The organism is Alloactinosynnema sp. L-07, assembly GCF_900070365.1.
Classification (GTDB): Bacteria; Actinomycetota; Actinomycetes; order Mycobacteriales; family Pseudonocardiaceae; genus Actinokineospora.
Genome location: NZ_LN850107.1, coordinates 5,585,407 through 5,597,369, shown reverse-complemented (window position 1 = coordinate 5,597,369; position 11,963 = coordinate 5,585,407). Strand labels below are relative to the sequence as shown.

At 70.7% G+C, this 11,963-nt stretch carries 12 protein-coding genes; 10 read left to right on the top strand and 2 right to left on the bottom strand.

All coding sequences use genetic code 11. From position 1 onward, the window contains the following. The first annotated feature begins 132 nt into the window (after positions 1 to 132). On the top strand, positions 133 to 2,226 hold the full coding sequence (locus BN1701_RS25310) for a bifunctional diguanylate cyclase/phosphodiesterase (protein WP_231949702.1): 2,094 nt from the start codon (positions 133 to 135) through the stop codon (positions 2,224 to 2,226). A gap of 6 nt (positions 2,227 to 2,232) precedes the next feature. On the opposite strand, the gene BN1701_RS25305 is transcribed toward BN1701_RS25310, so the two are convergent. Continuing rightward, positions 2,233 to 2,790 (bottom strand): type VII secretion system-associated protein, encoded by a 558-nt coding sequence (locus tag BN1701_RS25305; protein ID WP_231949701.1) that lies wholly within the window; start codon positions 2,788 to 2,790, stop codon positions 2,233 to 2,235. A gap of 57 nt (positions 2,791 to 2,847) precedes the next feature. Here BN1701_RS25305 and BN1701_RS25300 point away from each other — a divergent pair, with 57 nt between their 5' ends. From BN1701_RS25300 to BN1701_RS25280, 5 genes are all read left to right on the top strand, one after another. Next, on the top strand, positions 2,848 to 3,462 hold the full coding sequence (locus BN1701_RS25300) for a DUF3558 family protein (RefSeq protein ID WP_054052864.1): 615 nt from the start codon (positions 2,848 to 2,850) through the stop codon (positions 3,460 to 3,462). A gap of 169 nt (positions 3,463 to 3,631) precedes the next feature. Further along, positions 3,632 to 3,979, top strand: a complete 348-nt coding sequence (locus BN1701_RS25295; protein ID WP_054052862.1) for a hypothetical protein — start codon at positions 3,632 to 3,634, stop codon at positions 3,977 to 3,979. A gap of 39 nt (positions 3,980 to 4,018) precedes the next feature. Then, positions 4,019 to 5,353 carry a PPE domain-containing protein gene (locus BN1701_RS25290; protein ID WP_082860046.1) on the top strand — a complete coding sequence of 445 codons (1,335 nt, stop codon included), beginning with the start codon at positions 4,019 to 4,021 and terminating at the stop codon, positions 5,351 to 5,353. Further along, complete coding sequence (locus BN1701_RS25285) at positions 5,353 to 6,159, top strand: ESX secretion-associated protein EspG (protein WP_054056120.1); 807 nt, start codon at positions 5,353 to 5,355, stop codon at positions 6,157 to 6,159. The genes BN1701_RS25290 and BN1701_RS25285 overlap by 1 nt, the downstream gene beginning before the upstream one ends. Before the next feature lie 2 nt (positions 6,160 to 6,161). Next, on the top strand, positions 6,162 to 6,527 hold the full coding sequence (locus BN1701_RS25280; RefSeq protein WP_054052858.1) for a sterol carrier family protein: 366 nt from the start codon (positions 6,162 to 6,164) through the stop codon (positions 6,525 to 6,527). 151 nt (positions 6,528 to 6,678) lie between these two features. Here the strand turns inward: BN1701_RS25280 and BN1701_RS25275 are convergent, their stop codons facing one another. Continuing rightward, on the bottom strand, positions 6,679 to 7,350 hold the full coding sequence (locus BN1701_RS25275; RefSeq protein WP_054052856.1) for a TVP38/TMEM64 family protein: 672 nt from the start codon (positions 7,348 to 7,350) through the stop codon (positions 6,679 to 6,681). A gap of 122 nt (positions 7,351 to 7,472) precedes the next feature. Here BN1701_RS25275 and purF point away from each other — a divergent pair, with 122 nt between their 5' ends. From purF to BN1701_RS25255, 4 genes are all read left to right on the top strand, one after another. Continuing rightward, positions 7,473 to 9,017, top strand: a complete 1,545-nt coding sequence (gene purF / locus BN1701_RS25270) for an amidophosphoribosyltransferase (RefSeq protein WP_054052854.1) — start codon at positions 7,473 to 7,475, stop codon at positions 9,015 to 9,017. A 25-nt stretch (positions 9,018 to 9,042) separates the two neighbouring features. Then, the gene (purM, locus tag BN1701_RS25265) at positions 9,043 to 10,134 is read left to right on the top strand and encodes a phosphoribosylformylglycinamidine cyclo-ligase (protein ID WP_054052852.1); all 1,092 of its coding nucleotides are present in this window, start codon (positions 9,043 to 9,045) and stop codon (positions 10,132 to 10,134) included. A gap of 268 nt (positions 10,135 to 10,402) precedes the next feature. After that, positions 10,403 to 10,831, top strand: coding sequence for an alternative ribosome rescue aminoacyl-tRNA hydrolase ArfB (gene arfB, locus BN1701_RS25260; RefSeq protein ID WP_054052850.1), 429 nt, complete (start codon positions 10,403 to 10,405; stop codon positions 10,829 to 10,831). A gap of 66 nt (positions 10,832 to 10,897) precedes the next feature. Next, positions 10,898 to 11,956, top strand: coding sequence for an NADH:flavin oxidoreductase/NADH oxidase (locus BN1701_RS25255; protein WP_054052848.1), 1,059 nt, complete (start codon positions 10,898 to 10,900; stop codon positions 11,954 to 11,956). Positions 11,957 to 11,963 lie beyond the last annotated feature (7 nt).

Sequence of the window (11,963 nt, the reverse complement as noted above, 5' to 3'; positions counted from 1 at the left end):
AGCACCAAGCCGCGAACGAACAATTACCGCATCATGATGGCTTCATGTGAATGATTCACCACACGCATCCCGGGGTGGCTACCCGCCGTTTAACAGGGGAAACTGTCCGTGGAGAGACGGAGGGGTGACGGGGTGGACTGCGCACCGGGCGAGCGGGAGGCGTTCGCGGAGCAGTGGGCGACGGCCCTGGCCGCCTCGGGCTATGTCGCGATGGACCGTCGAACCCTGGTGGAGAACGTCGGCAAGTACGCCGAGATCCTGCTGGCCGCCCTCGCCGCCGAGCAGTTCGATCCCGGGCCCGTCGCCCGCATCGGCGGGACCCTCGTCGAACTCGGCCTGACCTACCCGCAGACCCTCTCCGCCTCGATCCAGCTCATCGGCGACGGCCTGCCCAGGCTCGCCGGGCGCGCGAACACGGGCCGGATCCCGGCCGTGCAGGCCGCCTTCGCCGCGGGCTTCGCCACCGCCATGCGCCAGAAGATCTTCCACGACCAGGAGGAGATCCGCCGGGCCGCCTTCGACGCCCGCCGCGGCGCCGAGAACGCGCTGCTGGCCAGTGAGGCGCGGTTTCGCGCGATGTTCACCCAGAGCGCCGTTGGCATCGGAATCGCCGACCGGTACGGCACGCTGACCGAGGTCAACGCGGCGTGCGCGCGCATGTTCGGCTACGACGTGAAAGACATGGCAGGTCTGCACATCGACCAACTGCGGTTCCCCGACGAACCGGCGGCGATGCGGGCCCCGCTCAAGGAGATGCTGGCCGGGGAGCGCGACAGCTACCGGATGGAACGGATGCTGCGCAAGGTCGACGGAACTCCACTATGGACAGACCTGTCGGTCACGCTGGTGCGCGACGGCGACGGGGCCCCGAACTTCGTCGTCGGCATGGTCGAGGACATCACCGACCGCCACACCCTGGAACAGCGCCTGCGCCATCAGGCCAACCACGATCCGCTGACCGGATTGGGAAACCGCGCGCTGTTCACCGAGCGGCTCAACGCCGCCTTCGCGCTCGGCGGTGAACACCGGGTCGGCCTGTGCTACCTCGACCTCGACGGGTTCAAGGTCATCAACGACAGTCTTGGCCACGACATCGGCGACCAACTGCTCATCGCGGTCGCCGCCCGGCTCGACCGGATGGTGTCGGGGGCCGACCGGATGGTGTCCAGGATGGGCGGCGACGAGTTCGTGGTCCTGGTCGAGCACTGCGCGGGCGTCGACCAGATGGTCGACCTGGCCGAGCGGATCCTGACCGCACTGTCCGAGCCGGTGCGCATCGGCGGCCACCGGCTGACGGTGTCGGCGAGCATCGGCCTGGTCGACCGCGCCGTCACCACCGCGACCCCCGCCGAGACGATGCGCGACGCCGACGTCACGCTCTACTGGGCCAAGGGTGACGGCAAGAACCGTTGGGCCGTCTACGATTCCGAGCGCAACGCCCGCGAGGTCGCCCGCTTCACCCTGGCCGCGCGGATGCCCGCGGCGGTCGAGAGCGATGAGTTCTATGTGGACTATCAGCCGATCGTGCGGCTGTCCGACGGCAGGCTCGTCGGCGTCGAGGCGCTGGTGCGCTGGGCCCACCCCGAGTTCGGCAGGCTCGGGCCCGACCAGTTCATTGGGCTGGCGGAGGAGACCGGGCTGATCGTCCCGCTGGGCCGGTGGGTGCTGCGGGAGGCCACCCGGCAGGCCCGCCGCTGGCGCGACGCCTACGGCGACCGGGCGCCGTGGATGAGCGTCAACCTCGCCGCCCGCCAGACCGAGGAACCCACCCTCGTCGCCGACGTCACCACCATCCTGCGCGCCGCCCGGCTGCCCCCATCGAGTGTCCAATTGGAACTGACCGAGTCCGCCATCATGGGCAGCGCGGGCGCCTCCCTCAAGGCGCTGCGGGAACTGGCCGACCTCGGCGTCCGCATCGCGATCGACGACTTCGGCACCGGCTACTCGAACCTGGCCTACCTGCGGCACCTGCCGGTGCACGCGATCAAGCTCGCTGGAACCTTCATGGAGGGCCTGCGCGACACCCCCGACGCCGACCCGGCCGACGCGCGGATCGTGGCCACGCTGGTGGAACTGGCGCATGCCTTGGGGCACAACGTGGTCGCCGAGGGCGTGGAGGACCCGGAGCAGGCAGAGCGGCTGCGCGCCATCGGCTGCGACAGCGCTCAAGGCTGGCTGTTCGCCAAACCCGGTCCCCCAGAGGAGATCGAGCGCTGGCTCACCTGAATCCGGTCAGGTCCGGTCGGCTGCCGCACGTAGGTGAGCCGCAGGCACCAGGGCGGTGATCGGACCCGCCGGGTTCACCACCAGCGGGTGCCCATAGAGCAGGCCGACGAGTTCGCGCCCCGTGACCTCCCGCCAGCCCGGCCACTGGGTCGGCACGTGCGCCGCCGACGTGCAGGCCGGGACCATGACGGTGCCGTCGTGGTTGGGGAAGCCGGTGACCCCGCGGTCGTCGGGCGAGCCCGCGTAGAGCAACAGCGTCGAGTCCAGCACGGCGGGCAGCAGGTCACGCTGGTCGCGGTGGCGGGTGTGGATGAGCTGGAGCAGCTTCTCCAGCGGGTTGGACGGCACCGGCAGCCGCAGGGCGGTCGGCGACGGGCGGTAGTCGTCGTTGCGGCGGAAGGCGTCGCCGATCTCGCCGTGCTCGTCGACCGGGTAGGCGCCCACCACCCCCCACGGCGGGACGTCCTCGTCCGGCCCGAAGGCGGGATCGATCACGTAAAGCCAGCTGTTCGGGTTCGACCGCGCGCCCGCGCGCATGTCGAGGGTGATCTCCGGCTCCTCCATGCGGCTCATCGTAGGTTCCCGGGTCACGGTTGGTCACGTTTCGGTACCGTCCGGTGCATGGGGACCCTCGCACCACGCCTCGCAGCGCTCGCGCTGACGGCGCTCGCAGTGACGGCATGCACGACCATCGACCCGACGCCGACCCCGGTGCCGCAGCCGACCACCAGCGCTTCCGAACCGACCAGCACAACGAAGAAGACCACGGCCAAACCCACCAAGGCACGCCCGGCGAACAAGGACATCAGCGCGGTCCAGCCGTGTCAGGTGGCCGCCGTGGTCAAGGCGCCGGAGTTCGGGATCAACCCGGAGGTCGACGGCCGCGCGAGTGACTCGGGGTCCTTCCCCGGTTCCAAGGGGTGCACCGTGGTCGGCTTCAAGGCCAACCTCACCGTCGGCGTCGAGACCGTGGTGAGCCAGGGGCTCGACGAATGGACCGACGGCATCGTGGGCACGGTTACCCCGTTCACTGTCGAGGGATATCCGGCCGCCCTCGTCCACACCAAGAAGACGGTGTCGTGCTTCGCCGTGGTCGATGTCAACGACGGCCAGATGATGTTCTTCCAGCTCCTCGTCGGCTCGCCGGACCGACAGCCCGTGACCTCGCTCGACGAGCTGTGCGCCAAGGTGCGCAAGATCGCCGAATCGGGCACGAAAGTCGTCCTCGCCGGATAACGTCACGGTCGGGGGACGGGCACGTCCAAGAATTAGTGACCAAATCACCCGATATCGCGGGAACCGTTCCGCGACGTCGTGCATCACAGATACAGTCGTCGCAAAAGCACAGGACGAGGGAGTAGCTACGGTGTTTCTAGCCGATGGCGGCGGGGGTACCACCGCACCTGTGGGGCCCAGCTACGCCGGAACACAGACGCTCAGGGTCGAGCCCGCTGCCATTCCTGGCGCGCTCGCGGCCTTCCGTGACGCGCACCTGCGGGTCGAGGAGAAGGTCCGCCTGCTCGACGCCATGCAGATTCCGCGCTGGGCGGGCGACCCGGTCAGCGGCGAGACGGCCGAGCAGTTCACCGAACGCAGCAACAGCGGCGCGGCGGACTCGGCGATCGCCTGCCTGCGCGGCTACGAGAAGCAGCTAGCGAACGCCATCGACTCGCTGCAGAAGGCCTATGACGCCTATGTCCAGGTCGAAGGCGAGAACACCGCCCGCTGGGGAACGCACGACCAGGGCGCGTAGGCCACCAGACTTTCCGCTTTACGACCGAGGGTGATCCGAATGGGTATGCACCGCTGGCGGGGGTACGACCACCCGACGCTGCACGAAATGATCAACAGCGGCCCCGGTGCGGCCGCTTCGACACCGCAGACCGCGTACTGGGAGAAGCTGCAGAGCGAGCTCGCCGAGATCGATGGCGACCTCAGCCGCAAGCTCTCCGAGCTCAACACCGCGTGGGAGGGCGCGGCGGGCGAGAGCGCCAACGCCGGGCTCACCCCGCTGCAGCAGTGGGCCACCGACGCCGAGTCCGGCGCGTCGGGCATGCGCGCGTCCACCGAGTACCAGGCCGACATCGTCTCCCGCGCCAGGGCCGAGATGCCCGAGCCGGTCCCGGTGACCACGCCGCAGCCCTCCGGCTGGCAGATGGCCGCCGCGGGCGCCGCGCTGCTCACCGGCAACCCCGGCCCGGCCGCGATCGTGGCAGGCCAGGCGATGGACCACGAGGCGCAGGAAGCCAAGCAGGACGCGGCCGCGCAGAAGGCCGTCGACACGATGGACTCCTACCAGTCCAGCAGCGAGTTCAACCGCAACACGCTCGGCACCTTCGTGCCGCCGCCGGACGTCGTGGTGGCCACCCCGGCGCCCGCGACCCAGCCCGGCGGCGCCATCGGCGGCTTCACCTCGAACTTCAGCGGCACCAGCCACAACGGGTCCACCACGGTCCCGTCCGGCTACACCCCGCCGCCCAGCACCGGGCACGGGAGCTTCGTGCCCGCTCCGGGTAACGGCGGCAACGTCTCCTACACCCCGGTCGGCGGCACGCCGACGCCCAGCGGCTACATCCCGCCCGCGAGCACCACGCCCAACGGCTACACCCCGCCGCAGTTCACCCCGACCAACCCGACGCCGACCACCCCGACTGTCCCGGTCGGCCAGACCGGCGGCAACCCGCCGAGCTTCGGCGGCAATCTCCCGGTCAAGGGCAACCTGAACACGCCGAACCCCACCACCGGCGGTCCCGGCGCCAAGCTGCCGACCTCCACCGGCCCCGGCGCCAAGCCCGGGATGCCCGGTGGTCTCGGCCAGGGCGGTCCCGGTCAGGGCGGCGCGGGTCAGGGTGTCGGCCAGGCGGGCAACAACGCGGGCGGCATGGGCAAGGGCGGCGCGGCGGGTGCCGGGCAGTTCGGCCAGCACGGCGCCAACGCCACCGGCGGCCGCGGCGGCGGCGCCGCGGGCAAGGGCGGCATGGGTGCGGGCGGCACCGGTGGCCGGGGCGGCCAGGGCGAGGACGACGAGGAGTACCAGCTCGCCGACTACCTGGTCGAGACCGAGGACGTGTTCGGCGACGACCGCATGGTCTCGCCGACCGTCATCGGCGAAACCCCCCAGCAGTGATGCCGTTCGGAGCCGTGGAGGTGGAGAGCGAGCCGGTCTCGCTCTCCGCCCTGGAATTCGACGTCCTCTGGGAGCACCTGTCTCCTGGCACCATGCCGCTGATCGTCAAGGTGCCATCGCCGGGCAAGACCTATGAGGAGCGCGCCCAGATCGAAGACCGCGTCTGGGCCGATCTGGACGCGCGCGGGCTCGGCCGCAAGGTCGACGTGCACCCCGAGATCGAGCACCTGTTCGGGATCATCGCCCGCCCCGACCGCGAGGTCGACGGCAGGGCGTTCGCCGGTCGCGGCGTGCGCCTGCTGACCGCCGCCACCGAGCACCACGCCGCCATGGCCGTGCTCAGCGACGACCGGATCACCCTGCGCCGGATCACGGTGCAGGCGCTGGCGAGCGAGGCCGTGGGCGGTCTGCCCAACTGGCAGGCCGGTCCCGGCCAGTCGGTCACCCTGCGCACCGATGATTTCGAGGCCGCGGCCAAAGCCAGCGACGGCACGCAGAAGAGCTTCGAGCTCGGTCTGCTCGGCCGCGGTGTCCGCACCGACGACGCGGTCGCGCTGACCCGGATGATCGGCGACGTCCAGGGCACCGGGAACTTCGGCGCCGCCGCCCGCGACCGCCTCGGCCGCCGCGTCCGCGGGCCGCGGGTGGTGTCGTTCTTCGACACCACCAACGGGCGGTACGTGCAGGTCCGCCGTGGGTCGCCGGACGGGACGCTGTGGACGACGATCTCCCCGGCGGATCCCCGGAAGCTCGTGCACCAGGTTGAGGAAGTCCTCACTGAGGCGCAGCGTGCCGCTGAGGTCTGAGCTTGCCCGGACGTAAACCTGTCGATCCGGTGGAGCTTCGCGCCGCCGTGTCGGCTTGGCTCGCCGAGCCGGACCCGCCGCGGCCGATCGTGGCCGCGGCGGTCCGGCTGAGCCTGCGCACGCTGGAGGACCTCGCGCCCGGCCACACGGTTGAGGTGCGGGTGCCGCCGTTCGCCGCGGTGCAGTGTGTCGAGGGTCCCCGGCACACCCGCGGCACGCCGCCGAACGTTGTCGAGACCGACCCGCGCACGTGGCTCTTGTTGGCCACTGGCCGTTTGACCTGGGAAGACGCTGTGGCGGCTGGTCGGATCACGGCGTCCGGGCTGCGCGCCGACCTGGCCGCTTACCTGCCCTTGATTCGGGATTGAGGGTCCGCACCATCGGGTGAAACTGGGCGATCACGCTTTGTCTGGGGCCCCTACGACGGCCCTGTGGGGAAAAAGCGTGGGCGGAAGGGCACCCCACACGCCAGGCAGCTTAGGGCCGTCGTCCCCCCAGACAAAGCGTGATCGCCCAGTTTCACCCGATGCTGCTCAGGCGCTCTGGTGCGGCTTTGGTGTCCGGTTTCCTCACCCGCAGCACGACGTAGAGACCGATGCCGCCGACCAGTGCTAGCCCTGCGTAAACCGCCAGCAGCGCGGGCGGTGTCGTGCCGGTCAGCGCGTCGCCGAGGATCACGACGGCCGCGGTGCCGGGGAGGCTGCCGATGACCGTGCCGACCAGGAACGGCCGGAACCGGATGGCCGACAGCCCGCAGCAGTAGTTCATCGCGGCGAACGGGATCATCGGGATCAGGCGCAGGGAGATCACCCCGGCCAGCCCGCCGCCGGTGAGCCGCGCGTTGACCGCGCGGGCCGCGTCGCGTTCCAGGTGGGCTTCGGCCCAGCGCCTGCCCAGGCCCCTGGCCAGCGCGAACGCGAACCAGGCGGCGAGTGCGGTGGCCAGCATCGCCACGGCCACGCCGACGACCTCACCGAGCAGCAGACCCGCCGACAGGTTGAACACCGTCCGCGGAATCGGCGCCACCGTGCAAACCGAGTAGACGGCGAGGAACAGCACCGGCGTGGCCCAGCCCGCCGCGCTCGCCCAGCCGCGCACCTCGGCCGGGCTGGGGATGGGCACGATCGACCCGGCCGCCACCAGGACGCCGAGCACCCCGATGGCGACGATCACCGCTGCTCGTCCGGACACCCGGCACACGGTAATGGCAACGCGCGGCACGTGACGCGCCCCACGGTCGGATGGTCGGTGTCACCCTGAAGAGCACCTACACTTCATGATGCAGCCTCACTCCGTCCACAGGGAGCGCTTCGGTGGTCACCGACCAGTTCTTGACTGGCCCTGCAGAATCCGACCCCAACGCCGACCAGCCGGAACCAGAGCCCCGCGAAGAATGCGGAGTGTTCGGTGTCTGGGCCCCGGGTGAGGAAGTCGCGAAACTCACCTATTACGGACTGTATGCGTTGCAGCACCGTGGGCAGGAGGCCGCGGGCATCTCCGTGGCCGACGGCCAGCAGATCGTGGTGTTCAAGGACCTCGGGCTGGTGAGCCAGGTCTTCGACGAGCAAGTCCTGTCCTCGCTGCGCGGGCACGTCGCGGTCGGCCACTGCCGCTACTCCACGACTGGCTCGACCACCTGGGAGAACGCCCAGCCCACGTTCAAGACCACCGCCACCGGCAGCGGCCTGTCCCTTGGCCACAACGGCAACCTGGTCAACACCGCCGAACTGCGCGACAAGGCTGTCGAGATGAAGGCGGTCGCCCGCAACGGCGCCACCACCGACTCCGACCTGCTCACCGGGCTGCTGGCGGCCACCGCCGCCGACATCGGCATCGAGCAGGCCGCCCTGCGCCTGCTGCCCGAAGTGCGCGGCGCCTACTGCCTGGTCTTCTCCGACGAGTCCACCCTCTACGCCGCCCGCGACCCGCACGGCGTGCGCCCGCTGGTCCTCGGCAGGCTGGAGCGCGGCTGGGTTGTGGCCAGCGAGACCGCCGCCCTCGACATCGTGGGCGCGTCGTTCGTCCGCGAGGTCGAGCCAGGCGAGCTGATCGCCATCGACGCCGAGGGCCTGCGCTCGTCGCGGTTCGCCACCCCGGAGCCCAAGGGCTGCCTCTTCGAATACGTCTACCTCGCCCGGCCCGACACCACCATCGCGGGCCGCGGCGTGCACGCCACCCGGGTCGAGATCGGCCGCAAGCTCGCCGCCGAGTTCCCCGCCGAGGCCGACCTGGTCATCCCGGTGCCCGAGTCCGGCACCCCGGCCGCCATCGGCTACGCCCAGGCCAGCGGCATCCCGTACGGCTCGGGCCTGGTGAAGAACGCCTACGTCGGGCGCACCTTCATCCAGCCGTCGCAGACCATCCGCCAGCTCGGCATCCGGCTCAAGCTCAACCCGCTGCGCGACGTCATCCGCGGCAAGCGGCTCGTCGTGGTGGATGACTCGGTGGTGCGCGGCAACACCCAGCGCGCGCTCGTGCGGATGCTGCGGGAAGCGGGCGCCCTGGAGGTGCACGTCCGCATCGCCTCGCCGCCCGTGCGCTGGCCGTGCTTCTACGGCATCGACTTCGCCTCCCGGGCCGAGCTGATCGCCAACGGACTCGACCTCGACGGCATCCGCCGCTCGATCGGCGCGGACACGCTGGGCTACGTCTCCCTGGAGGCCCTGGTCGCCGCGAGCGAGCAGCCAAGGACCCGGCTCTGCTCGGCCTGCTTCGACGGCGAGTACCCGATCCCGCTGCCCGACGACGCGCGTATCGGAAAGCACCTGCTTGAGGGAATCGAGAAGGGCATCGCGGGCAGCGCGGCCCCCGTTCTCAGCGCCGGGTACGGTGCCGAGGACGCTTTGCAGCGCCCCTGACCACCCACGACACCGAATTCGAGCGATGACTGACACCAACGAGCCCAAGGTCGAGACCGCCAGCGCCACCTACGCCGCGGCAGGGGTGAGCATCGAGGCAGGCGACGAGGCCGTCGAGAAGCTCAAGCCGTGGGCGCAGAAGGCCAACCGCCCGGAGGTCATGGGCGGCATCGGCGGGTTCGCGGGGCTGTTCAAGCTCAAGCTCGACCGCTGGAAGGAGCCGATCCTCGCCTCCTCCACCGACGGCGTCGGCACCAAGATCGCCGTGGCCCAGGCCCTCGACATCCACGACACCGTGGGCGTCGACCTGGTCGCCATGGTGGTCGACGACCTGGTCGTGTGTGGCGCCGAGCCGCTGTTCCTGCAGGACTACATCGCCGTCGGCAAGGTCCTGCCGGACCGGATCGCCGCGCTGGTCAAGGGCATCTCCGAGGGCTGCGTCCAGGCAGGCTGCGCGCTGCTGGGCGGCGAGACCGCCGAACACCCCGGCCTCATGGCCGACGGCGCCTACGACCTGTCGGCGACGGGCGTCGGCGTGGTCGAGGCCGACCAGCTCCTCGGCCCGGACAAGGTCCGCCCCGGCGACGTGCTGATCGCGATGGCGTCGACCGGCCTGCACTCCAACGGCTACTCGCTGGCCAGGCACGTGCTGCTGGAGATCGGCCGGATGCCGCTGGAGGGCCACGTCGAGGAATTCGGCCGCACCCTCGGCGAGGAAATGCTGGAGCCGACCAAGATCTACGCCAAGGATTGTTTGGCGTTGGCCGCCGAGACCGAGGTCCGCACCTTCGCCCACATCACCGGCGGCGGCCTCGCGGCCAACCTGGCGCGAGTCATCCCGCACGGCCTGCACGCCGAACTCGACCGTGGCACCTGGTCACCCAAGCCGGTGTTCCAGCTGATCGCCCAGCGCGGCCGGGTGGAGCGCCCGGAGATGGAGAAGACGTTCAACATGGGCGTCGGCATGGTCGCCGTGGTCGCCCCTGAGGACGTCGATCGGGCGCTTGCTGTGCTGACGGCTCGGCACGTCCCGTCCTGGGTCCTCGGCTCCATCCGCCCCGCAGAGGACGCAGACGCCCCGCGCGCCGTCATGGTTGGGGACCACCCGCGGTTCTAGGCGCTAAACGCACCGGGCCAAGATCGCCACCACCAGCTAAACGCACCGGGCCAAGATCAACGGCCTGTTCGGGTGGTTCGCCTTGATTTGGGGTGAATGGGCCTAAACTTTCGGCGCGGGTGGGCTTCACCTGGCCCACCTTTTAGACCCGCGCAGGCCCATTCGAGGGGCCCCAAATCAAGGCGAACCACCCGAACAGGCACCCCAGACGCAAGTTGGCCAACAGGCACACATAAAGAGATTGCGCTGGTAGGGCATCCTTTCTCATGTGAACGAAGAGTTGGTGGTGTCCACGAAGCTGGTGATCCCAGCGGCCGAGCTGCGTGAGCGGTTCTCTCGGTCGTCGGGTCCCGGCGGCCAGGGCGTGAACACCGCCGACAGCCGCGTCGAGCTGTCGTTCGACGTCAAGCATTCCCCCTCGGTCCCCGACGACCTGCGCGTCCGAATGCTCGCCCGCCTAGGCAGCAGGCTCGTCGACGGCGTCGTCACCATCGCCGCCAGCGAGTACCGCGCGCAGTTGGCCAACCGCCAGGCCGCCCGCGAGCGCCTCGCGATGCTCCTGCGTCAAGCCGCCGAGCCGCCGCCGCCCGCGCGTCGGGCGACCAAGCCGTCGCGGGGCGCCAAGGAACGACGGATCACGGCGAAGAAGCAGCGCGCGGAGACCAAGCGGGGCAGGCGGACGCCTCCCATAGACTGAGACGGGAACAACACGCCCGGTCACCGACGCTTAACAGTTCGTCAGTGTACGAACAAAGCTCGGAGGATTCTCGTGCTGTTCACGCCCTTGACCCTGCGCTCGGTCACCCTGCCGAACCGGATCGCGGTCAGCCCGATGTGCCAGTACTCCGCCCGCGACGGCCTCCCGAACGACTGGCACCTGGTGCACCTGGGCTCGCGCGCCGTTGGCGGGGCCGGGCTGGTGATCGCCGAGGCCACGGCGGTCGACCCGGCCGGCCGAATCTCGCCGGAGGACACCGGGCTCTGGTCGGCCGAGCACCGCGACGCGTGGCGGCCGATCGCCGGGTTCATCGCCGCGCAGGGATCGGTCCCTGGCATCCAGCTCGCCCACGCGGGCCGCAAGGCGTCGACCTACAGCCCGTTCACCGGGTCCGGCGGCGTCGCCGACGCCGACGGCGGGTGGACCCCGGTGGGTCCGACGACCGAGCCCTTCGTCGCCGCCTATCGCGAGCCGGTGGCGCTGGACGAGGCTGGGATCGCCGACATTGTCGCCGAGTTCGCTCAGTCGGCGCGGTGGGCGGTCGAGGCCGGGTTCCAGGTGATCGAGGTGCACGCCGCGCACGGGTACCTGCTGCACGAGTTCCTGTCGCCGCTGTCCAACACCCGGACCGACGCGTACGGCGGCTCGGCCGAGGGGCGGCTGCGGTTCGCGCTGGAGGTCGTCGCGGCGGTTCGGGCGGCGGTGGAGGTGCCGGTGTTCGTCCGGATCTCGGCGTCGGACTGGACCGAGGGCGGGCTGACTGTCGACGACAGCGTGGAGATCGCCCGCGCGCTGGCCGCGGCGGGCGCGGACCTGATCGACGTGTCCAGCGGCGGCAACGTGCCGCACGCGAGCATCGAGACGGGGCCGGGCTATCAGGTGCCGTTCGCGGAGGCGGTCCGGCGCAAGGCCGACGTGCCGACCGCCGCGGTCGGCGAGATCACCGAGGCGCGTCAGGCCGAACAGATCGTCGCCGACGGTGCCGCGGACCTGGTGCTGCTAGGCCGCGAGCTATTGCGTGACCCGTACTGGCCACTGCGCGCGGCGACCGAGCTGGGTGCGCGGACGCCGGTGCCTGCCCAGTACCGCCGCGTGCAGTACTGAGGGCACG